This is a genomic window from Herbaspirillum sp. AP02 (assembly GCF_015767275.1).
Classification (GTDB): Bacteria; Pseudomonadota; Gammaproteobacteria; order Burkholderiales; family Burkholderiaceae_D; genus Herbaspirillum.
This window is the reverse complement of record NZ_JADWMY010000005.1, coordinates 53737-76727: the sequence shown is the minus strand read 5'-3', so window position 1 is coordinate 76727 and position 22991 is coordinate 53737. Positions and strand designations below refer to the sequence as shown.

At 64.7% G+C, this 22991-nt stretch carries 20 protein-coding genes and 1 pseudogene; 13 read left to right on the top strand and 8 right to left on the bottom strand.

The genetic code is table 11. From position 1 onward, the window contains the following. The first annotated feature begins 100 nt into the window (after positions 1-100). Positions 101-2380 (top strand): UvrD-helicase domain-containing protein, encoded by a 2280-nt coding sequence (locus I5R65_RS12205; protein ID WP_180667835.1) that lies wholly within the window; start codon positions 101-103, stop codon positions 2378-2380. Positions 2381-2407: 27 nt separating this feature from the next. On the opposite strand, the gene I5R65_RS12200 is transcribed toward I5R65_RS12205, so the two are convergent. Then, positions 2408-3544, bottom strand: coding sequence for a J domain-containing protein (locus I5R65_RS12200; RefSeq protein WP_180667833.1), 1137 nt, complete (start codon positions 3542-3544; stop codon positions 2408-2410). 77 nt (positions 3545-3621) lie between these two features. Further along, complete coding sequence (locus I5R65_RS12195; RefSeq protein ID WP_180667832.1) at positions 3622-4497, bottom strand: LysR family transcriptional regulator; 876 nt, start codon at positions 4495-4497, stop codon at positions 3622-3624. Between the two features lie 117 nt (positions 4498-4614). Between I5R65_RS12195 and I5R65_RS12190 the strand changes: the two genes are divergently transcribed. From I5R65_RS12190 to I5R65_RS12170, 5 genes are all read left to right on the top strand, one after another. Then, a complete protein-coding gene (locus tag I5R65_RS12190; protein ID WP_180667830.1) occupies positions 4615-5547 on the top strand; it encodes an NADP-dependent oxidoreductase in 933 nt (310 codons plus the stop codon). A gap of 89 nt (positions 5548-5636) precedes the next feature. Further along, positions 5637-6503, top strand: a complete 867-nt coding sequence (locus tag I5R65_RS12185; RefSeq protein WP_180667828.1) for an SDR family oxidoreductase — start codon at positions 5637-5639, stop codon at positions 6501-6503. A gap of 127 nt (positions 6504-6630) precedes the next feature. After that, the gene (locus I5R65_RS12180) at positions 6631-7212 is read left to right on the top strand and encodes a TetR/AcrR family transcriptional regulator (protein WP_180667826.1); all 582 of its coding nucleotides are present in this window, start codon (positions 6631-6633) and stop codon (positions 7210-7212) included. Positions 7213-7361: 149 nt separating this feature from the next. Next, on the top strand, positions 7362-7862 hold the full coding sequence (locus tag I5R65_RS12175) for a hypothetical protein (RefSeq protein ID WP_180667824.1): 501 nt from the start codon (positions 7362-7364) through the stop codon (positions 7860-7862). A gap of 48 nt (positions 7863-7910) precedes the next feature. After that, positions 7911-8138 carry a hypothetical protein gene (locus tag I5R65_RS12170; RefSeq protein WP_180667823.1) on the top strand — a complete coding sequence of 76 codons (228 nt, stop codon included), beginning with the start codon at positions 7911-7913 and terminating at the stop codon, positions 8136-8138. A gap of 17 nt (positions 8139-8155) precedes the next feature. On the opposite strand, the gene I5R65_RS12165 is transcribed toward I5R65_RS12170, so the two are convergent. After that, a complete protein-coding gene (locus tag I5R65_RS12165; RefSeq protein WP_180667821.1) occupies positions 8156-9061 on the bottom strand; it encodes a carbohydrate kinase in 906 nt (301 codons plus the stop codon). A 91-nt stretch (positions 9062-9152) separates the two neighbouring features. Next, entirely contained in the window at positions 9153-10115 is a 963-nt protein-coding gene (locus tag I5R65_RS12160; RefSeq protein ID WP_180667819.1) for a sugar-binding transcriptional regulator, read from the bottom strand. Positions 10116-10434: 319 nt separating this feature from the next. On the opposite strand from I5R65_RS12160, the gene I5R65_RS12155 reads away from it, so the two are divergent. The 7 genes and pseudogenes from I5R65_RS12155 (at position 10435) to xylB (ending at position 18715) form a co-directional block, all read left to right on the top strand. Next, on the top strand, positions 10435-11790 hold the full coding sequence (locus I5R65_RS12155) for a sugar ABC transporter substrate-binding protein (RefSeq protein WP_180667817.1): 1356 nt from the start codon (positions 10435-10437) through the stop codon (positions 11788-11790). 166 nt (positions 11791-11956) lie between these two features. Beyond that, on the top strand, positions 11957-12949 hold the full coding sequence (locus tag I5R65_RS12150) for a carbohydrate ABC transporter permease (RefSeq protein ID WP_039875521.1): 993 nt from the start codon (positions 11957-11959) through the stop codon (positions 12947-12949). A 50-nt stretch (positions 12950-12999) separates the two neighbouring features. Then, a pseudogene (locus tag I5R65_RS12145) lies at positions 13000-13761 on the top strand (carbohydrate ABC transporter permease); the annotation flags it as partial. Next, positions 13761-14489 (top strand): HAD family phosphatase, encoded by a 729-nt coding sequence (locus I5R65_RS12140; RefSeq protein ID WP_180667815.1) that lies wholly within the window; start codon positions 13761-13763, stop codon positions 14487-14489. The pseudogene I5R65_RS12145 and the gene I5R65_RS12140, both read left to right, overlap by 1 nt. A 61-nt stretch (positions 14490-14550) precedes the next feature. Further along, positions 14551-15681 (top strand): ABC transporter ATP-binding protein, encoded by a 1131-nt coding sequence (locus I5R65_RS12135; protein WP_180667814.1) that lies wholly within the window; start codon positions 14551-14553, stop codon positions 15679-15681. A gap of 38 nt (positions 15682-15719) precedes the next feature. After that, positions 15720-17153: a D-arabinitol 4-dehydrogenase gene (gene dalD, locus I5R65_RS12130; RefSeq protein WP_180667812.1), complete on the top strand. Its 1434-nt coding sequence runs from the start codon at positions 15720-15722 to the stop codon at positions 17151-17153. Positions 17154-17242: 89 nt separating this feature from the next. After that, positions 17243-18715 (top strand): xylulokinase, encoded by a 1473-nt coding sequence (gene xylB, locus I5R65_RS12125; RefSeq protein WP_180667810.1) that lies wholly within the window; start codon positions 17243-17245, stop codon positions 18713-18715. A gap of 91 nt (positions 18716-18806) precedes the next feature. On the opposite strand, the gene I5R65_RS12120 is transcribed toward xylB, so the two are convergent. From I5R65_RS12120 to I5R65_RS12105, 4 genes are all read right to left on the bottom strand, one after another. Then, positions 18807-20369 (bottom strand): PAS domain-containing methyl-accepting chemotaxis protein, encoded by a 1563-nt coding sequence (locus I5R65_RS12120; RefSeq protein WP_180667808.1) that lies wholly within the window; start codon positions 20367-20369, stop codon positions 18807-18809. A 187-nt stretch (positions 20370-20556) separates the two neighbouring features. Continuing rightward, complete coding sequence (locus I5R65_RS12115) at positions 20557-21360, bottom strand: BPSS1780 family membrane protein (protein WP_180667806.1); 804 nt, start codon at positions 21358-21360, stop codon at positions 20557-20559. An 11-nt stretch (positions 21361-21371) separates the two neighbouring features. Next, positions 21372-22325 carry a homoserine kinase gene (locus I5R65_RS12110; protein WP_180667804.1) on the bottom strand — a complete coding sequence of 318 codons (954 nt, stop codon included), beginning with the start codon at positions 22323-22325 and terminating at the stop codon, positions 21372-21374. Positions 22326-22511: 186 nt separating this feature from the next. Next, positions 22512-22949, bottom strand: coding sequence for a hypothetical protein (locus I5R65_RS12105; RefSeq protein ID WP_180667802.1), 438 nt, complete (start codon positions 22947-22949; stop codon positions 22512-22514). Positions 22950-22991: the final 42 nt, after the last annotated feature.

Sequence of the window (22991 nt, the reverse complement as noted above, 5' to 3'; positions counted from 1 at the left end):
GACGGATGAGGGCGCCGGAAAGACCATGGCAAGCGCCGCCCGGCAGTATAGCGCCAGCGCCGGCTGCCCGGCACCCTCGCCAGCGCCTTATAATCGCGGGATGCAAAATCTTCTCCACAACCTCAACGAAGAGCAGCTTGCCGCCGTGACCCTGCCGGCGCAGTCCGCCCTGATCCTGGCCGGTGCCGGCTCCGGCAAGACCCGCGTGCTGACCACCCGCATCGCCTGGCTGATCCAGACCGGACAGGTCTCGCCGGCCGGCATCCTGGCGGTGACCTTCACCAACAAGGCCGCCAAGGAAATGACCTCGCGCCTGTCGGCCATGCTGCCCATCAATACCCGGGGCATGTGGATCGGCACCTTCCACGGGCTGTGCAACCGCCTGCTGCGCGCGCATCACAAGGATGCCGGCCTGCCGCAGACCTTCCAGATCCTCGACACGCAAGACCAGCTCTCGGCCATCAAGCGCCTGTTGAAGCAGATGAACGTGGACGATGAAAAGTATCCGCCGCGCAACCTGATGTACTTCATCAACAGCGCCAAGGACCAGGGCTTGCGCGCCAAGGACGTGGATGCCTACGACGACTACAACCGCAAGTTCGTCGAGCTCTACGACCTTTACGACCAGCAGTGCCAGCGTGAAGGCGTGGTCGATTTCGCCGAACTGCTGTTGCGCACCTACGAACTGCTGTCGCGCAACCAGCCGCTGCGCGAGCACTACCAGGGCCGCTTCCGCCACATCCTGGTGGACGAGTTCCAGGATACCAACGACCTGCAGTACAAATGGCTCAAGCTCATGGCCGGCAACCACAACGCGGTCTTCGCGGTGGGCGACGACGACCAGAGCATCTACGCCTTCCGCGGCGCCAACGTGGGCAACATGTCGGCCTTCGAACAGGAATTCCACGTCGAGAACCTGATCAAGCTGGAGCAGAACTATCGCTCCCACGGCCACATCCTGGATGCCGCCAACGAACTGATCGCCAACAACAGCAAGCGCCTGGGCAAGAACCTGCGCACCGACGCCGGCCACGGTGAGCAGGTGCGGGTGTTCGAGGCCACCAGCGACCTGCAGGAGGCGCAGTGGATCATCGAGCAGGTCAAGGACCTGATCGCTGAGGGTTGGTCGCGCAGCGAGATCGCCATCCTCTACCGTTCCAACGCGCAATCGCGGGTGCTGGAGCATGCGCTGTTCAGCTCGGCCATCCCCTACCGCGTCTATGGCGGCCAACGCTTCTTCGAGCGCGCCGAAATCAAGCACGCCATCGCCTACCTGCAGTTGATGGACAACCTGCACAACGACTCGGCCTTCCTGCGTGTGGTCAATTTCCCCACCCGCGGCATCGGGGCCAAGGCCATGGAGTCCCTGCAGGATGCGGCGCGCCAGTATGGCTGTTCGCTCTATGCCGCCGTGCCTTACGTGGCCGGCAAGGCCGGTTCTTCGCTGAACGCCTTCGTCAAGCTCATCGAAGGCGCGCGCTTCGAGACCCAGCATCTGCCGCTGCCGGAGACGGTCAAGGTGATACTGGACCTGTCCGGCCTGATGACGCATTACCGCAACGAGAAGGAAGGCGCCGACCGCATCGAGAACCTGGAGCAGCTGGTCAGTGCGGCCACGCTCTTCGTCTCCGAAGAAGGCTATGGCCTGGACGCGCCGGCCTTCCTCGGCCCGCAGGCGCAGGCCACGGCCGGCACCGCCATCACCATCGCCGATGGCGTGGAAGTGATTGATGCCGATGCACCGCTGGTGACCATCATGTCGCCGCTGTCGGCCTTCCTCTCGCATGCCTCGCTGGAAGCTGGCGACAACCAGGCCCAGGCCGGCCAGGATGCGCTGCAGCTGATGACGGTGCACTCGGCCAAGGGCCTGGAGTTCGATGCGGTCTTCATCACCGGCATGGAAGAGGGGCTGTTCCCGCACGAGAACAGCGCCAAGGAAGAGGGTGGGGTGGAAGAAGAGCGCCGCCTGATGTACGTGGCCATCACCCGTGCCCGCAAGCGCCTGTTCATGACCTTCTCGCAGACCCGCATGCTGCACGGCCAGACCCGCTACAACATGCGCTCACGCTTCTTCGACGAGTTGCCCGAGCAATCGATCAAGTGGCTGTCGCCCAAGATCGCCCAGCACCACTGGTTCGCCAATCCCAAGTCGGCCTGGGATGAGGTGCCGGAAGCGGGCAACAACAAGATCGCCCAGAACTTCTCGCGCCAGACCGACTCCGGCTGGCGCATTGGCCAGAACGTCGCGCATGCCAAGTTCGGCGAAGGCGTCATCGTCAACATCGAAGGTGGCGGCGGTGCAGCGCGGGCGCAGATCAACTTCGGCAAGTTCGGCATGAAGCTGCTGGACCTGTCGGTGGCCAAGCTGGACAAGATCTGAGCGCACCGCAGTGACCGCCTCAGGCGGTCACTCGTCTTCCCAGCCCTGCGCACGCTGTCGCCGCGCGTGTTTCAGCCAGGTCCGGACCTGCTCGATCTCCCCGAATGCCGCCAGCGCGGCGCGCAGGTCCTGGCCTTCCTGGCGTAGCGCCGTGATGCCCCGGTTGAGGTAGCGCATCATCTTCTCCGGCGTCAGACTTGCCTGGGATGCCAGGCCATAGGCGCGCCTGAATTGGCGCTCGACATGGGCGATCTCCTGGTCCAGTTCGGTGAGCTGCTCCTGCAGGATCTGGTTGTAGTGGGCCAGCCGCGTTTCGCTCACTGTGTCGATGGTGTGTTGGCCGATGTGTTCCAGTTCCAGCTGCAGCTCCAGGAGCTTGAGCAAATCATTCTTTTCATAGGCCTGGTTGACCTGCTGCATCAGCGTGGTCTTGCGGGCGCGCTCGGCCTCGTCGGGTTCGCGGTCGGGGTGCAGGGCGCTGGCCAACCGGCGATAGACGGCGCGGATGGACTGGCTCAGTTCGATGCGCTGTGCTTGCTGCTGTTGTTCGGCGGCGCGCTGTTTGGGCGGCTTTTTGCGGCTAGCACGTTGCGCATCGCGCTGCTGCGCGGCCGCCATGCGCTCCCGCTCCTGGCGCTCCAGCATGGCTTCCATGCGCTGCATGATTTCCTCGGGCGTGCCGCTGGTGAAGTCGTCGTCGGCCGCAGCCGGGTCTTCCCGCTCTTCCGGCTCGGCCGCTGAACCGGGTGCATTCGGGGCCGGCGCGATGTCCTTCGCCTCATCCACCTCATCCTGCATGCCGTGCTGCTGGTAGATCAGCGCCAGCTCGGCATCGTCGCCCCGCTGCAGCAGCGCCTGCGCCATGTCGGCGATGAGGGCGGACAGGGTGATGCGCTCACCCTTGCCCAGCGCCTTGTGCGACCAGGCGTCGTGCAGGCGGTAGACCGCCTGTCGCTTCAGGCCGAGCAGTTCCTGCTCCAGTGGCAGATAGTGGGTGGAATATTTCCTGTGGAATTCGTCGCTCGCAGTTTCCCACTCCTGCAGGCGGGCGCGGCGCTTGCCGATCTCTTCGATGAGCGCGTTGAAACTCTGCTGCGCGGGCGACAGCCGGGTGGCGGTTTGGCCGTCGACGATGCTGATGGTATGTGGTGCGGGCTTCTTCATGGGAGTGCGATGGTGAGCGATGCAGGATTATAGGGCCTGCTTTTTAGAGCCTGCCCGGGCCTTGTTCTGCGGCTGATTCAGGCGGCAAAGCGACCATCAGGATACTGGGCGCACAGGAAGTCTACGAAAGCCCGGACCTTGGGACTCTGCAGGCGGCGTGAGGTATGCAGCACCCATAGTTCGACCTCGCTGCCCATTTCGCCCCACAGCTTCAGCTGTCCGGCCTGCACCAGTGCGCCGGCCACCGACCACGGCAGCAGCGCCGCGCCGGCCCCGGCGCAGACGGCATCCTTGACCATCATCAATGAAGACAGGCGCAGTACCGGCTGCGGCGCGACCAGCAGCTTGCCTTCGCGCAGCGACCACACATCGCCATCACGATAGGTAGGCATCACCACGGCCGGGACCGTATGCGTCTGGCCTGCCCGTGCACGTGGCATGGGCAGCGTGGGCGCGGCCACCAGCGCCAGGCTGTCGCGGGCGAAGCAACGTCCGACCAGGTTGCCGTCCTCACCGGGATTGATGCGGATGCAGAGGTCGAAATGTTCCTGCACCAGGTCCACCATCCGGTCTTCCGCCACCACGTCCAGCTCCACTTGCGGATACTGCGCCCGGAACAGGGCCGACAACCGTCCCAGCGCCAGCTGCGAAAACACCAGCGGCGCAGCAATGCGCAGACGGCCGCGTGGCGCAGCGCTGCCTTCGCTGGCCTGGGTCATGGCCTCTTCGATTTCGCGCAGAGGTCCTTCGCTGCGCTGGAGCAGCAGCTGGCCGGCAGTCGTCAACGTGAGCCGTTGCGTGCCGCGTTCGACCAGGCGTACCCCCAGTTCCTGTTCCAGGTCGGCCACCCGGCGTGACAAGGTGGCCTTTGCGCGGCCACTTTCCCGGCTGGCGCGGCCGAAGCTGCCGTGGGCAGCGACCAGCTGCAGATCGACGAGGGCATTGATGTCCATGGTGTCTCAAAAATGATCCGGTGGGTCTCGATTCTATCGTCTGTGTTCCGATCATGAAACGACTTATCGTGTGTTCCATCAACCCACCGCAGCAACTTACCCACAAGGAGTCACACCATGAAAACGATTCGTTCCCTGCAACTGATGCAATACGGTGGCCCGGATACGGTCCGCATCGCCGATCTCCCGGCACCCGTCGCCGGTCCCGCACAAGTGCTGGTGCGCGTGCATGCCGCCGGCGTCAATGCCTTGGACTGGAAGGTGCGCGAAGGCTACGTCAAGGATGCCTTCCCGCTGCCACTGCCTGCGGTGCTCGGCATCGAGCTGGCGGGTGTGGTGGAGCAGGTCGGGAGTGACGTCAGCCTGTTCAAGGTGGGTGACCGCGTCATGGGGCCGCTGGGCGGCCTGGGTGCCTATGCCGATCTGGTTGCGGTCGATGCCGACAAGCTGGCCGTGCTGCCCGAGGGCTTGAGCCTGGTGCAGGCCGCGGCCTTGCCGGTGGCGACCGTGTCGGCCTGGCAGAGCCTGTATCTTGCCGGTCCGGTCAAGGCCGGCCAGCGCATCCTGATCCACGGCGCTGCCGGTGCCGTGGGTGGCTTTGCGGTGCAGTTTGCCCATCAGGCCGGCGCCCATGTCAGCGCCACCGCCCTGGGCTGCCATGCCGACTATGTGCACGGCCTGGGCGCCGATCACGTCATTGATTACCAGACTTCCCAGTTCGAGGCCCTGGTCAAGGATATCGATCTGGTACTCGACTACGTCGGCGGCGACACCCTGGCGCGTTCCTGGGGTGTCCTGGCCAAGGACGGTGCCATCGTCAGTACCGCGTCGCCGGCCATCCTGGCCAGCACGCCGGCGGGTCGTCGCGGCCTGTGGTTCATGAACCAGCCCGACAGCGCCCGCCTGGCCGAAATTGCCCGGCAGGTGGCAGCAGGTCGCCTGCAGTCACAGATCGCAGCGGTGATCCCCTTCGAGGAATTGCCGGCCGCCATCGAACGCAGCCGAACCCTGCCGCAACTGGGCAAGACCGTGGTGGACTTCCTGCGCTAGGCCGCGTTGCCGCCGCTTCAGGCATCAGCCACGACACGCAGGACCTTTGTTAGACCCTATTTCACTCCCTATTCTTGAAGGAAATCATCATGAGCATTCTCGTCACTGGCGCCACCGGCGCCGTTGGATCACTGGTCGTCCAGGGCCTGGCAGCGGCCGGGGCACAGGTCAGTGCACTGGTACGCACGCCCGGCAAACAGGCGCTGCCGGACGGCGTCAAGGAAATCGTCGGCGACATGCGCGAGATCGCCTCCCTGCACGCCGCGCTGGCCGGTGTGCGTACGCTGTTCCTGCTCAATGCCGTCACGCCCGATGAGCTCACGCAGGCCTTGAGTCTGCTCAGCCTGGCGCGGCAGGCGGGCATCGAGCGCATCGTCTATCTGTCGGTGATCCACGCCGACCGCTATGTCGACGTGCCCCACTTCACCGGCAAGCATGCCGTGGAGCGGATGATCGAGGCCATGGCGCTGCCGGCCACGATCCTGCGCCCAGCCTATTTCATGCAGAACGATGTGCAGATCCAGTCGGTGGTCGCTTCCTATGGCGTCTACCCCATGCCGATTGGAGAGGCCGGCGTGGAGATGATCGACGTGCGGGATATTGCCGATATCGCCGTGGCCGAACTGCTGGCCCGTGACCGCGCACCGCAGGCGCTGCCTGCGCGCACGCTCGACCTGGTGGGGCCGGACAGCATCAACGGTGTGAGCGCGGCGGCCGTGTGGAGCGAACTGCTGCAACGTCCCATCCAGTATGGCGGTGACGACCTGGACGCGTTCGAACAACAATTGGTCACCTACGCGCCCGACTGGATGGCCTATGACATGCGCCTGATGATGGCGCGCATCCAGCGCCATGGCATGCACGGACGCGCAGGGGCGGTGCAGGTGCTGCAGACATTGCTGGGTCGCCCGCTGCGCACGTATCGTGCACTGCTGCAGGAACTGCTGGCGACATAGGACGAGGCGACCGGGTGTTTCGCCACCCGGCCGCATTTCATCTTGTCCACAGGGAATTTTCATTCCATAAGCGACAGGATGATCTTCTTTGCTTGCAAGGCTACCTACTAGAAGGTAGACTGCGTCCATGAATAACGCTTCCACCACCTCCGAAAAGATTCTTCAATGCGCCCAGGCCTTGCTGGTGGCCGGGGGCTACAACGGTTTCAGCTATGCCGACATCGGCAAGGTCATCGGCATCCGCAATGCCAGCATCCATCATCACTTCGCCAGCAAGGCGGTACTGGTGCAGACGCTGGTGCGGCAATACCGCGAGGCAGCGCAGGATGGCGTGGCCGCCATGGAGCGCAACATCACCGACCCGCTTGCCCAGTTGCGCGCGTATGCCGGTTACTGGGAAAGCTGCATGACCCAACCCGAGGCTGCCTTCTGCGTGTGCGCCATGCTGGCCGCCGAGTTGCCCATGCTGCCGCAGGAGATCGCCATGGAGGTCAAGGCGCACTTCAGGTTCTTTGCCCTCTGGCTGGAGTCGGTGCTGGAGCGCGGCCAACGCCAGGGCAGCCTGCGCTTGACCGATGCGCCCCGGGTGGAGGCCGAACGCTTCCTGGCGACCATCCATGGCGCCATGCTGTCGGCCAGGGCCTACGACGATCCCAAGATGTTCGGGATCATCGTGCATCCCATGCTGGAGCGCCTGGTGATGGCCTGAGCCCGCCAGGAAGCACTGAGCACACGGGACGCGAGGGATTTCGCGTCCCCTTTTTTGATCATCAGTCCTACCAATTAGTAGGTAGGGTTTGTGATTGCCGAGCCGGGTGACTGGCAATGTTTGATCAACACCAACGAAAAGGAAATGCAATGTTCGGTATCTCATCCCTGGGCTGGGTCCATACGATCGGCAGCCTGCCGGCCATTCCACTGGCCATCTACATGCTCGCCCGCTACGGGCGCATCCGTGCGCGTTCGGTGCCGGGGGCGATCTATTTCGTCTCCATGCTGGTGGGTGCCCTGACGGTATTCCTGGTGGCGAAGCGACCGGAAAGCAACTTCATCGCCGTGCTGACCCTGGTGTTCCTGCTGCTGGGTTTCGGGATGAGCTTTGCTGCATCATGGCTGGGGCGTCTGGCCCGGTATGTCGAGACCATTGCCTTGTCCGTGACGGTATTCCTGCTGCTGGTGCCGGCGGTGTCGGAAACCCTGCGCCGGGTCCCGGACGGGCATCCTTTCGTCACCGACCTGAAGTCGCCGTTGCTCCTGGGTGCGCAGGGCGTGTTGCTGCTGGCGCTGCTGGTGGGTGTCACTGCACAGCTGATCGCGCTGCGTCGCCAGGCACGGCCCCGCGCCGGGATGGTATCGTAATCGACCCCGCGCCGGCCAAAGTGCCGGCATGACATTGGAGCAGAGGATATGGCCCGAAATCCCGTGACAGCAGTGCTGCCTGTGGACCCTGTCGGCCCGGTAAGACGGGTCGATAGCGGCGTGACCTACTTCCGCCACCTGGAACTCTGGCGCATCCATTCGGAGTTCCAGGCAGGGGAGCGGCGACGGCGGTTGCGTCTGGCGCAGATGGCCCAAGTGGAGGGTGACGACGAGTTCGCGCAGAACCTGCGTGAGAGCGTGTCCCGCCAGCGCTAAGTCGGCCTCAGCTGCCCTCAGCCGCGGGCGATCATGGCCTGCACTTCTTCCCAGGTCGCGGCATAGGCACCTGCCCTGGAGGCGGCAATGGCCGCGCCGGCTGCCGCGCATTGCAGGTGCATCTGCGTCGGTGCGTCCGGCTGGCGCAGCTGGCTGGCGATCCATCCGCCCATGGAGGCGTCGCCGCAACCGACGGTGTCGACCACCTCGACGCGATAGGCGGGCTGGTCGACGACCTGTTCTCCCTTGATCCATCTCATTCCCTGCGCGCCCAGCGTCAGCAGGATCTCGGCCTGCGGCGCCAGCGCCTGCAAGGTCGCCAGAGCATTGCCGTCACCCGGGAAAAGACGTTCCAGGTCTTCATCGGAGACCTTGACGTAATGCGACAGCGATAGCAGCTCCCGCAGCAGCGCGTGATAGGCGGGCTGGTCCATCAGCTTGCGCCAGTTCGGGTCGAAGGCGATCTTTTTCCCGCGTTCGGCCGCTTCCCGGGCGATCTGCAGCAATCGCGAGGCCAGAGGTTCGCGGGCCAGGCTGATGCAGCCGAAGTGCAATATCTGCGCCTCGTCCAGCCATCCGGCCGGCAGTTGGGCGGGGTCGAAATGCAGATCCGCACTGTCGTCGCCGATGAAGAAATAATCGGGTGGCGTGGTGGAGGTGACCATCGCCAGCAGGGGGGCCTTGGCGTGCTGCTGGGTGAAACGCATGTCCAGTCCGGCCTGCTGCGTCAGGGCATACAGTTCGGCACCGAATACATCGGTACTGACGCTGCCGGCATAGCCGGTGGCTACGCCCAGCCGCGCGGCGGCGCGGGCCACATTCCAGCAGGCACCGCCGGCAATGGCGCGCCATTGGCCATCAGGCTGGCGGATGAAATCGGTCAGGGCTTCGCCGAAGACGACGAATGCGGCAGGTCGGGTCATGCTGGGTCTCCGTTCGGATCGTTGTTATTGAGGCTATCGATGGTAATGATGGCCTTGCAGGGCCAGACCATAGCCACCAGGGTGAAACCATTCAGTCCTGCAAGGCGTGGCGTGCACAGACCTCATCGGTCACCAGCCCGGTGAGCCAGCCGCCGCGCAGGGCGGCGCGCACCGCCTCGGCCTTCTTGCTGCCGCCGGAGAGGGCAATCACCGGGCGCTGTGGTCGGGCCGTCAGCGGAGGCGTGGTCACCCGCGAGGACAGCGAAGACGACAGCATCCGGCCATCGACGTCGAAAGCGTGGCAGATCATCTCGCCCACCGCACCCTGGCGCTGCAGCTCGGCGACTTCTGCATCGTCGATGAAACCGTCCTCGTGCATGGCCCCCTGCAGGGCAATCGTACCGATGCCCAGGAAGGTCACGTCGGCGCGTTCAGCCAGGCCGGTCACGATCTTGTAGGCCCGGTGGTTGCACCATTGCTGGCGGTCACGCTCGCTCTCGGCCACGCGGGGGGCGGGCAGCAGGTAGAAGCGCGCACCCAGTTTCTCGGCGGCCTGCAGCGCCACATCGTAGCGATTGGCCGAGCCGTCCGAGGCAAACGCACCGATCATGGAAACGATCTGGTGCTGCGGTCTTTCCAGTTCGGACAGGCGTTCGATGGCGGCCTTGAGCGTCCGCCCGGAGCCCACGTTGACCACCAGCGGGGCCTCCGAACTGAGCATCTGCTCCATCAGCTCGGCGCCGGCCACGGCCAGCATCTGCTGCACTTCCTGTGATTCGTTGGGATTGTCGGCACCCCCGGCGCCCGGCACCACGCGACAGACCTCCAGCCCGTAGCGCTGCTGCAGCCCCTGCGCCAGTTCCAGGCAGGAGGAGACGGGATGCGTGATCTGCACCTTCACCAGGTTGGCATCGGCCGCATAGGCCACCATGCGCTGCGCCATCTGGCGCGAGATGCCGAGCCGTTCGGCGATTTCGTTCTGGGTGTTGCCGGCCACGTAGTACATCCACGCGGCACGGGCCGCCAGATCCAGTTTGGATGCGCTGCTAGACATGTTCTCCTCGCCAGCCACCGGCGCCTGCGGCGCCCGGCTTGTGCTGTCTTATCTGGTTGTGGGGTGGTGCGGGGTCTTCCCGATGGGCTGCCATTTTACGGCCTTTGCTCCCGTCACGAACATCTAGTATGGGCAATTGCTCAATCGAAAAGCAAATGCTTGACACGCATTCGAGAATGAATGAATATTTGCCCATAAAAATAATATTTGCTCAACGTCGTTCACAACAACCGCCCAACCGGCACGTCAGCACCGGCCTCACCGCCGCTGCCACCCGGGAAGAAACGTGCACGGCGGCACATAACATTCGGAGACAAGCATGTCCAAACTCGCGCGCACCCGTGCGTCCGGCATCACCCGTATTCGCTTCAACCTAGCCGCTGCGGCGATTTCCACACTGTTTGCCACCGGCCTGGTCCAGGCCGAGCCGGTGACGTTGAACATCGCCTCGATCAACAACCCCGACATGATCGAACTGCAGAAGCTGGCGCCGCAGTTCGAGAAGGCCAATCCCGACATCAAGCTGCGCTGGGTCACCATGGAAGAGAGCGTGCTGCGCCAGCGCCTGACCACCGACATCGCCACCAACAGCGGCCAGTTCGACCTGATGACCATCGGTGCCTATGAAGCGCCGATCTGGGCCAAGAAGGGCTGGCTGGCGCCGATGAGCGGCCTGCCGGCCGACTACGATGAAGCCGACCTGATCAAGCCGGTACGCGAGGGCCTGTCGGTGGACGGCAAACTGTATGCCCTGCCGTTCTACGCCGAAAGCTCGATGACCTACTACCGCAAGGACCTGTTCGAGCAGAAGAAGCTGAGCATGCCGGAGCGTCCGACCTGGGACGAGATCGCCAAGCTGGCCGCGCAACTGCATGATCCGGCCAAGGGCGTCTATGGCATCTGCCTGCGCGGTCGCGCCGGCTGGGGCGAGAACATGGCCATCATCACTACCATGGCCAATGCCTGGGGCGGTCGCTGGTTCGACGAGCAATGGCAGCCGCAGCTGTCCTCGCCGGAATGGAAGAAGTCGGTCGCCTTCTACGTCGACCTGTTGCGCAAGTACGGTCCGCCCGGTGCCAGCTCCAACGGCTTCAACGAAAACCTGGTGCTGTTCTCCAGCGGCAAGTGCGGCATGTGGGTCGATGCCACGGTCGCCGCCGGCATGCTCTACCACGGCAAGGATTCCAAGGTAGCCGACAAGACCGCCTTCGCGCCCTCGCCGGTACAGGCCACCGACAAGGGTTCGCACTGGTTGTGGATCTGGTCGCTGGCCGTGCCGAAGTCCTCCAAGTCGCAGGAAGCGGCCAAGAAGTTCGCCGCCTGGGCGACCTCCAAGGAATACATCAACCTGGTCGCCAAGGATTCCGGCTGGGCGCTGGTGCCGCCGGGTACCCGCACCTCCACCTATGCCTCGGCCGAGTACAAGAAGGTCTCGCCCTTCTCGGACTTCGTGCTGGACGCCATCCAGACCGCGGACGCCAACAAGCCGACCTTGAAGCCAGTGCCTTATACCGGTGTGCAGTTCGCGACCATTCCCGAGTTCCAGTCCATCGGTACCGTGACCGGGCAGGCCATCGCCGGTGCACTGGCTGGCAAGACCAGCTCGGACGCTGCGCTCGATGCCGCCCAGGCACAGGCGGTGCGGATGATGCGCCAGGGTCGTTACATCAAGTAAAGAGCAAGCCCCCCGGCAAGCGGGCAGGCAGCACGCCGTCGCCCCTGCCGTGGTTCCTGTCGTTGCGGCGGCATGTCCGGTAAAGCACCGGGACATGCCTGCCGCCTGGTCCTCCCGGCCGTCTCCACCCAGCGTGGATGGCGGTCGGACCGAAGCCGAGGCCGTCATGCCCACGATCCACTCCACCCCTGCGTCGCCCGCCACCGGCGCGCCGCCCACGAGCACCATGATGCAGAGTCCATCCAAGTCACTTCCGCGCCCGCGGCAGAAAAGTCCTCCGCGCAAGGAACGCTTCAATCCCATCCGTCTGATGCAGGCCCCTTCGGTGCTGATCCTGCTGGCCTGGATGATCGTGCCGCTGGTGATGACGATCTATTTTTCCGTCAATCGCTATAACCTGATGGCTCCCGACCAGACCGGCTTCGTCGGACTGGAAAACTATGTCTTCCTGCTGGAGGACCCGGCCTTCTGGCCCTCCATCGGCAATACGGCGCTCCTGATCGGTTCGGTGCTGGCCATCAGCGTCATCGGCGGCACCCTGCTGGCGGTGCTGTTCGACCAGCCTTTCCGTGGACGCGGCATCGCGCGCCTGCTGGTGATCGGCCCCTTCTTCGTCATGCCCACCGTGGCCGCGCTGATCTGGAAGAACATGATCATGCACCCGGTCTACGGCATCCTGGCCTACGTCATGCGGCACCTGGGGCTCGAACCGATCGACTGGCTGGCCGAGTATCCGATGCTGTCGGTCATCATCATCGTGGCCTGGCAGTGGATTCCCTTCGCCTTCCTGATCCTGCTGACTGCGCTGCAGTCGCTGGACAGCGACCAGAAGGAAGCCGCCCAGCTCGATGGTGCCGGTCCGGTGCGCATCTTCTTCTACATCGTGCTGCCGCACCTGAAGCGCGCCATCACGGTGGTGATCATGATCGAGACCATCTTCCTGCTCTCGGTGTTTGCCGAGATCTTCACCACCACCGCCGGCGGTCCCGGCACGGCCACCACCAACCTGACCTTCCTGGTCTATGCCATCGGCCTGCAGCAGTTCGATATCGGCATCGCTTCGGCTGGCGGCATCTTCGCCGTGGTGCTGGCCAATATCGTCTCGTTCTTCCTGGTGCGCATGCTGGCCAGGAACCTCAAGGGAGTCAACGAAAAATGAGCGATCAAAAGAAAAGCCCCCTGTGGGTGGCCGTGCTGGGCTGGGCCTGCGCCATCGTGCTGTTCTTCCCCATCTTCTGGGTGGCGGTGACGGCCTTCAAGACCGAGGCCCAGGCCTATACGCCTTCGCTGGTGTTCCTGCCCACGCTGGACACCTTCCGTGAAGTCTTCAGCCGCAGCAACTACCTGGCCTATGTGCAGAACTCGCTGATCGTCTCGCTCGGTTCGACCGTGCTGTCGCTGCTGCTGGCAGTGCCGGCGGCGTACTCGATGGCCTTCTTTCCGACCGGGCGCACCCAGAAGCTGCTGCTGTGGATGCTTTCGACCAAGATGATGCCGGCCGTGGGCGTGCTGATCCCGATCTACCTGCTGGCCAAGAACACCGGCATGCTCGACACGGTCAGCGGCCTGACGATCATCTACACCCTGATCAACCTGCCCATCGCGGTGTGGATGGCCTTCACCTACTTCAATGACGTGCCCAAGGAAATCCTGGAAGCGGCCCGCATCGATGGCGCCAACGCCTGGCAGGAAATGATCTACCTGCTCCTGCCCACTGCCATGCCGGGACTGGCCTCCACGGCCCTGCTGCTGATCATCCTGTCCTGGAACGAGGCCTTCTGGAGCCTTAACCTGACCAGCGTCAACGCAGCGCCGCTGACGGTGTTCATCGCCTCCTATTCCAACCCCGAGGGCTTGTTCTGGGCCAAGCTGTCGGCCGCCTCGCTGCTGGCGATTGCGCCCATCATGGCGCTGGGCTGGCTGGCGCAGAAGCAACTGGTGCGGGGCCTGACCTTCGGAGCGGTCAAGTGATGATGGCGCGTCAGGCAGTGACCCACCTTATCTGCGACTGCGACGGCGTGCTGCTCGACAGCGAGAGCATCGCCCTGGGGGTATTGCACCGCGAACTGCTGCCCCTGCTGCCGGCCTGGCCCGACGTCGACGAAGCGCCCTCTCTGCAGGAACAGCGCAGCCAGGTGCTGCACGATGCCATCGCCAACCGGTTGGGCATGTACACCGATGTGCTGCTCTCGGAAGTGGACCTGGAGTTCGAACTGGGCCTGGAGGCGGCGCAGATGGAGCGTATCCACGCCACCGTGGCGCTGGCCTGCAGCGAACAGGCGCAGCCGGTGCCGGGCATCGTCGAGGCCCTGCAGGCGATCCGGCTGCCGCGCGCCGTGGCCAGCAACAGCGATGCACCGCGCATCGAAGCCGGCCTGAAGCGCTGCGGCCTGTATCCGCAGTTTGCCGGCCGTATCTACAGTGGCCACGCTGTGGCCCATCCCAAGCCGGCGCCGGATGTGTACCTGGCCGCGGCCGCCGGTTTCGGCGTTGATCCGGCGCGCTGCGTGGCCATCGACGACAGCGTCACCGGCGTGCGCGCCGCCGTGGCGGCCGGCATGCATGTGCTGGGCTTCACCGGCGTGGCACATGACCGCAAGGCGATGGCCCGGCGCCTGCGCGAGGCCGGCGCGCATCAGGTATTCGAGGACATGAAGCAGTTCCCGCAACTGATCTGTGAATTGATCTGGCTGCGCTGAAGTGCGGCCCACAGATACACAGATCCATAGACCCACTACAAGAGACCCCGAGGAGAGAGACATGGCAGCAGTGAGCATCAGGAACCTGGCCAAGCGGTACGAAGATAACGAAGTCATGCGCGACATCAACCTGGAAATCGAGGATGGCGAATTCGTCGTCTTCGTCGGTCCTTCCGGCTGCGGTAAATCGACCTTGCTGCGCATGATCGCAGGGCTGGAAGAGATCAGCGATGGCGACCTCGACATCGGCACCCGCCGCATGAACGACGTGCCGGCCTCCAAGCGCGGGGTGGCCATGGTGTTCCAGTCCTATGCGCTGTATCCGCACATGAGCCTGTACGACAACATGGCCTTCGGCCTGAAGATCGCCGGCAAGTCCAAGGCCGAGATCGATGCCGCCGTGCAGCACGCCGCCAAGATCCTGCATATCGACCACCTGCTGGACCGCAAGCCGCGCGCGCTCTCCGGCGGCCAGCGCCAGCGCGTGGCCATCGGCCGCGCCATTACCCGCCAGCCCAGCGTGTTCCTGTTCGACGAACCGCTGTCGAACCTGGACGCGGCGCTGCGGGTGAAGATGCGCCTGGAGTTCGCCAAGCTGCATGACGACCTCAAGACCACCATGATCTACGTGACCCACGACCAGATCGAGGCCATGACCCTGGCCGACAAGATCGTGGTGCTCTCCGAGGGCCGCATCGAGCAGGTCGGCTCGCCCCAGCAGCTGTATCACCATCCGGCCAATCGCTTCGTGGCCGGCTTCATCGGTTCGCCGAAGATGAATTTCATTGATGGCACGGTAGCGGCCATCCAGAGCGACGGCGTGCAGGTGCAGCTGGCGGCGGGTGGCCTGCAATGGGCCGCGGTGGACGGCAGCAGCCTGCAGGTCGGGCAGAAGGTCACGCTGGGCGTGCGCCCCGAGCACCTGAACCTGGCCCAGGGACAAGCCGCCCTGCAGGCACGCTGCACGGCGCTGGAACTGCTGGGGGATTTTTCCTACCTGTATGCGGCCTACGAGGGCAGCGACGATTCCCTCATCCTGCGTGTGCCCGACAGCCTCGATCCACCGCACGGCAGCGTGCTCCAGCTGGCGGCCGATCCGGCGCGCTGCCACCTGTTCGGCGCCGACGGCCAGGCCCTGCCGCGTCTGGCATCCAGTGTGGCCTCCAGCGTGAGCGCCCAGCGCGCCCATTGAACCCTTCGCCTTCTTCACCTCATCGACAAGGACACGGCATGACCCGCACCGCCACCTCCACCGAGCAGGACGCCGCCGACAGCCTGACCTGGCTGCATATCGGCGCCGGCTCCTTCCATCGCGCCCACCAGGCGGTTTACCTGAACGCCCTGCGTGAAAGCGGCGCCGACCGCCGCTGGCAACTGGCGCTGGCCAATATCCGTGCCGACATGGGCCCGCTGCTGGAGGCGCTGGCACGCCAGCAAGGTCAGTACACGCTGGAAACCGTCACGCCCCAGGGCGAGCGCAGCTACCAGCGCATCGCCTCCATCGGCCGCATCCTGCCCTGGGATGACAGGCTCACCCAGCTGATCGCTGCCGGTGCCGAAGAACGCACCCGCATCATCTCCTTCACCGTCACCGAAGGCGGTTACTATCTGGACCACCAGCACCGGCTCGACACCGCCAATGCCGACCTGGCCGACGACCTGCGTTGTGCTCTCGACGGCAGCGGCGCGCCGCGCACCATCTATGGCGCCATTGCCGCGATCCTGCTGGCGCGCAGCCAGGCCCATCCGCAAGCGGCGCTGACGCTGCTGAACTGTGACAACCTGCGCCACAACGGCGAGCGCTTCCGCGACGGCCTGCGCCAGTTCCTGACGCTGCGTGGCGAGACCGCGCTGGCGCAGTGGATGGAGGCGCATACCACCTGCCCCAACGCCATGGTCGATCGCATCACGCCGCGTCCCACGCCGGCCGTGGCGCAACGCGTGAAGGAGGCCACCGGTATCGATGACCCCTGCGCGCTGATGGGCGAGTCCTTCATCCAGTGGGTGATCGAGGATGACTTCAAGGCCGGCCGCCCGCGCCTGGAAGAGGCGGGCGTGGAGATGGTGCAATCGGTGCTGCCCTATGAAGAGGCCAAGATCCGCATCCTCAACGCCAGCCATAGCTGCATCGCCTGGGCCGGCACCCTGGTGGGCCTGCAATACATCCACGAAGGCACGCTGCGCGACGATATCCGCCAGCTGGCCTACGACTATGTGACGCAGGACGTGATTCCCTGTCTCACGCCCAGCCCCATCGATCTGGCGGCCTATCGCGATACCACCCTGGCGCGCTTCTCCAATCCTGCCATCCAGGACACCAACCAGCGTGTGGCCGCGGATGGCTATTCCAAGATTCCCGGTTTCATCCGGCCGACGTTGCAGGAGAGCCTGAACGCCGGCCGCGATCCGCAGGCAACCGCCATGTTGCCGGCGCTGTTCCTGGTGTTCCTGCAGCGCTGGAATGCCGGGCAGTTGCCGTATGAATACCAGGACGGCATCTTCGACCCGGCTGCGGCGCGCAGCATGCTGGCCGCCGTCGATCCGGTGCGGGCCTTCTGCGCCGATGCGGTGCTGTGGGGTGAACTGGCCGGCGATGCCCGGCTGGAAGCGCTGGTGCGCGCCGCCGTACAACGCGTGCGTGAATGGCTGGGGCAGGCAAACTAAAGCAGACCACCCGGTCCAAGGCGGCATAGAATTGCCGTTCACCATCGCAGCAAGCACACCGCACATTCATAACGATAACGAGGAGCACCATGTATCTTGGGATAGACCTGGGTACGTCGGAGGTCAAGGCAGTGGTCATCGACGACCAGGGCGCCCTGCTGGCGCTGGCCGGCAGTACCCTGAACGTCTCGCGCCCGCATCCGCGCTGGTCGGAGCAGGCGCCGGCCGACTGGTGGCAGGCCACCTGCGATACCGTGGCCAAGCTGCGCGCACAACTGGGCGAGCAGAGTTTCAGCCGCATCCGCGCCATCGGCCTGTCAGGACAGATGCATGGGGCCGTGCTGCTGGATGCAGAAGACCAGGTATTGCGCCCGGCCATCCTCTGGAGCGATTCGCGCAGCGCCCCCGAATGCGCCGAACTCACGCGCCGCGCACCGCGCCTGCACGGCATCGCCGGCAACCTGGCCATGCCTGGCTTCACTGCCCCCAAGCTGTTGTGGGTGGCGCGTCATGAACCGCAACTGTTTGCGCGCATTGCCACCGTGCTGCTGCCCAAGGACTGGCTGCGTCTGAAGATGACCGGACGCAAGGTCTCCGACCCCTCGGACGCGGCTGGTACGCTGTGGCTGGATGTGGAGGGTCGCAACTGGTCCGATGAACTGCTGGCGGCCTCCGGCATGCGACGCGATCAGATGCCGGCGCTGGTCGATGGCAGTGCGGTCTCCGGCACCTTGCTGCCGGACGTGGCGCAGCGCTGGGGGCTGGCGACGGACGTGATCGTGGCCGGCGGTGCCGGTGACGGTGCGGCCAGCGCGGTCGGGATCGGTGCGGTCAAGCCGGGCGACGGATTTCTTTCGCTAGGGACCTCGGGCGTGCTGTTCGTGGTCAACGACCGCTTCCGTCCCAATCCGGGACGTGCCATCCATGCCTTCTGCCATACCCTGCCGCAACGCTGGCACCAGATGAGCGTGATGCTCTCGGCTGCCAGTTGCCTGCGCTGGTTCTGTCGTCTCTGCTCGGTGGACGAGAAGAGCCTGCTGGCCGAGATCGAACAGCTGGACCAGGAGGCGCGTGACAATGCGCCGCTGTTCCTGCCCTATCTGTCCGGCGAGCGCACGCCCCACAACGATCCCTACGCCACCGGTGTCTTCCATGGCCTGACGCCGGAACACCAGCGCGCCGCGTTGGGTTATGCGGTGCTGGAAGGGGTGGCCTTCGGCATGGTCGATGGCCTGGATGCGCTGCGAGCCGCCGGTACCGACGTGGCCGAATTGTCGCTGGTAGGGGGTGGCGCACGCAGCCCGTATTGGGCACAGTTGCTGGCCGACGCGCTGGAGGTGCGCATTGTCACCCACGTCGGCAGCGAAGCCGGCGGCGCACTCGGTGCGGCGCGCCTGGCCTGGCTGGCCGATGGCGGCGACGAGGCCGAGGTCTGCCGCAAGCCGGCCCGGCAGGCGCAGTACCAGCCGGACCCGGACAGGCGTGCCGCCTTGCAGGCGCGCTTGCAGCGGTATCGCGCCATCTATGCGCCGTTTGCGCCCTTGCATGGGGACGCAGGCTGAAGAAAACGATCGTTGAAAAGCAACAGGCCGTTCCTGCCAGGTGGGCAAGAACGGCCTGTTGCTTGATACGGTGATGCAGTGATTCAGTGACTCAGCGACGATTGAACTTGAACACCGAAATCGCCTGCAACAGCCGCACCGTCTGCTCCTGCAGGCTGCCTGCCGCGGCGGCGGCTTCTTCCACCAGCGAGGCGTTCTGTTGGGTGCTGGCATCCATCTGGGTGATCGCTTCATGCACCTGGTTGATGCCGGCACTCTGCTGCTGGGTGGCTTCCTTGATCTCCCCCATGATGCCGGAGACGCGCTGTACCGACGCCACGATGTCGCGCATGGTGCTGGTGGCCTGTTCCACCTGCCGGTTGCCGACGTCGACCTTTTCCACCGAGGCATCGATGAGCTGCTTGATTTCCTTGGCCGCCGCTGCCGAGCGTTGCGCCAGCGAGCGCACTTCGGAGGCCACCACCGCAAAGCCGCGCCCCTGTTCGCCGGCACGCGCCGCTTCCACGGCGGCGTTGAGCGCCAGGATATTGGTCTGGAAGGCGATGCTGTCGATCAGGCCGATGATGTCCACGATCTTGCGCGAGGATTCACTGATCTCGTTCATCGTGGTGCCGGTGCTGGCCACCGCATCGCCGCCGCGCATGGCGATGGAGGAGGCGGTACCGGCCAGGTCGTTGGCCTGTACGGCATGGTCGGCATTCTGGCGTACGGTGGCGGCCAGCTGATGCATGCTGGAGGCGGTCTCTTCCAGGTTGGAGGCCTGCGCTTCGGTGCGCCGTGACAGGTCCATGTTGCCGGTGGCGATCTCGCGTGTGGCCAGGGTGATGGTTTCCACGTTGGAGCGTACGTCGCCGATGATGGCGGTCAGGTTCACGTTCATCTGCCGCAGCGAGGCCAGCAGGCGGCCCAGTTCATCGTGGCGGCGGCTTTCGATGCGCACCGACAGGTCACCGCCGGTGATGGCGTGGGTGATCTCCAGTGCCTGGTGCAGGGGCTTGATGAGGGCGTTGCGCAAGGCGATCCACTGCACGATGGAGATCAGCGCGGAGGCGGCGGCCAGGGCGCTGATCCACCATTGATGCAGGGCCGCCATGCCGGCGATCACCACGGCGATCTGGATGGTCAGCATCAGGCCCATGGACAGGTTCAACCGGGTGTTCAACTGCATGCGCGCAAGCTTGCCCAGCCAGCCGGCCAGACCGGTGCGCACTACCTCGCCACGGTGCAGGGCGATGCCCTTGGCCTGGCCGCGGCGAATGCTGGCATACAGCTTTTCGGCGCCGGCCACGGCCTCGCGTTCGGGCTTGGTGCGGACCGACATGTAGCCGACCACCTGGCCGCTCTCGCGAATGGGCGTGACGTTGGCGCGCACCCAGTAGTGGTCGCCGTTCTTGCTGCGGTTCTTGACCAGCCCGGTCCAGGGCAGACCGCCCTTGATGGTGGCCCACATGTCGGCGAAGGCTTCGCCCGGCATGTCGGGATGGCGGATCAGGTTCTGCGGCGCACCCAGCAATTCCTCTTCCTCGAAACCGCTGATTTCGATGAAGTAGGGATTGACGTAGGTGATGTTGCCCTTGAGATCGGTCTTGGAAACGATTGCCTTGCCGTCGATGAGCAGGCGCTCCTCGCCGGTGACCGGCATGTTCATGCGCATCTTTTACCCCCGTGTAAGTAGAACGCATCTCACGCCTATTGACGACATGAGTTCTAGCCTTGTGTGTGGAAAGACCGGCTGGCGGGCGCAAGCGGCGCGGCGGGCAGCGTCCGTCTCTCCCTGACGAACGCGTGGAACCGTCGGCGCCAGGCAGCGACAGCCTGGCGCATGTCTTGCCTGATGAGAGTCAGGCGGCGGGATTGTCTCCGGGATGCGGGCTGTCGGACCCTCTGCGGAGCTTTCCGAAGACGCTAGTGTAGGTTGGATAGAACGAACAGTACATGACTACCGTCAACATTATCGAGATCGGCAACAGGACGAAGAACACCACCGTGAAGCTGCCGCTCACCAGCGCGATGATCATGCTGATCACGGTCGGGACGACGATGGCGATGACGATCCAGGCCAGGCCGTAGACCAGGAAGGCGCGACCAGCGCGGCGTACGGCGAAGAAGCTGTAGAACAACGCCTTGCCGAGCGGCATCTGCTGCCACATGATCAGCGGCGCCGCGTACCAGAAGGCCATGGCGGCCGGCACGTACAGGGCGGCCGCCACCAGCATGGCGATGCGCATGCTGCCGGCGGCATTCTGCAGCTCCTCGGTCGAGAGTCCGCCCCCCATCATGGCTTTCCAGAAGGTACCGCCGTCAGCCAGCGCCGAAGCAGCCACCACCAGCGTGGCCACCAGCAGGTAGAGCAGACCCAGCTTGAGCAGGGTGTTGCGGGCCGGACTGCGGAACGCGACCAGCAGCAGGTTGGGGTAGACCCGTTCGCCTTTTTCGATCTGCGCACAGGCTTGCATGAACGACATCGAAAACAGCGGGATCAGGATCAGCGGCAGCATCTGACCCAGCACCGGGATGATGCCCAGTGCCAGCATCAGAAACATGTAGGCCAGGAACAGCGTGGAGATCTCGGCCGGCTGCTTGCGGAACAGCGCAAAGCCTTGCTTGACCCAGGACCAGCCGGTATGTGCGGGAATCTTTTCCATAGCTCCAGTGGTTACAGCGCCGGCGGCGCTTCCTTGATGCGCAGGCGCAGGATGCGTTCGAAGTGGGTGGGATCATGCGGCGTGAGCATCTCTGCTTCACGCGGCAGGTAGAAGTCATACAGGCGCGACAGCCAGAAGCGCAGTGCAGCCGCGCGCAGCATCGGTTGCCAGGCCACGCCTTCGGCTGGCGAGAACGGACGCACGGCGCGGTAGGCGGTCAGCATGGCTTCGGCACGGGCCAGGTCCAGCGCACCCGTATCGAGGTCCACGCACCAGTCGTTGACGGTCACGGCCAGGTCGAACAGCCAGGTGTCGCAACCGGCGAAATAGAAATCGAAGATGCCCGACAGGCGTTCGCCCACGAACATCGCATTGTTGCGGAACAGGTCGGCATGCACCGGGCCACGTGGCAGGGCGCGGTAATCGGCGGTGGCAGCGAAGTCCTTCTGGTACTGCACTTCATCGGCCAGCAGGCGGGCCAGTTCGGGCGGCAGGAAGGGCAGCACCGAGGGCGTGGTTTCCAGCCACCAGGCCAGGCCGCGCAGGTTGGGTTGCAGGATCTTGAAATCCTTGCCCGCCAGGTGCATGCGCGCCAGCATGTCGCCCAGCGCGGCGCAGTGCACCGGTTGCGGGTCGAGCTGGGACTCGCCTTCCAGCTTGCTGACAATGGCGGCCGGCTTGTCGTTGAGCAGGGTGACGATGGCCCCCTTGTCATTGGCCACCGGCGCCGGCACGGGAATGCCGCGCTGCGCCAGGTGGCGCATCAGTTCCAGGTAGAAGGGCAATTGTTCGATATGCAGCTTTTCGAACAGGGTCAGCACGTATTGGCCGCTGTCGGTACCGATGAAGAAGTTGCTGTTCTCGATGCCCGAGGAAATGCCCTTGATCGAGCGGGCGCGACCGAGCGGGAATTGTTGGATCCAGTCCGAGAGCTGTTCCAGACTGACCGGTGTAAAGACTGCCATGACGAAATTGAGAATGTGAAGCTTGCTGAAATACCGAGATCCCTAGCTACGCCTGCCGGCACCGCCGGGACTGGCGTGACAGCAGAGGCATATGGGCCGCACCGGCTGTCCCTGGACCGGTCGCGGCGGGCGACCGGGGTGATGCTGGCCAACCCGCAGGGTCGGCCCGCCATCGTGGCGAAGCGATTACTTCTTGGGATTGCTGTCGGTATCGCCTTCCTGCGGCTTCTTGACGCCCCAGTCGAACTCGCCGACCTTCCATTGCGCCGAGCTCGGCGGCGGGCTCTGGGCATCGCCCGGGGTGGAGCCGCCCAGTTGCGGATTGGGGCGCACGTAATAGGTGCTGGGGCCGGACTTGACTTCGATTTCCTTGGTCTGGCCGTGGTCGCGGCGTTCCTTGATGCTGTTGCCCTGGGTACGGCTGTCTTCACCGGGCTTACGGATGGTGACGGCGGGCGGTTCGCCTTCTTCCAGCTTTTCCAGTTCGGGTGGCGGCGGCGCCGGCTGGGCGGCCAGGCCGGCGGGGGCCGGTTGGGCGAGAGCCAGCGGTGCAGCCAGGCTGGCCGATGCACACAGCAGGGCGGCAGCCAGGGACTGTTGGAACCAGACGTTGGATGGTTTCATGATATCGACAGGAAAAATGCAGGAAAAAGATGGTGTTGTTTT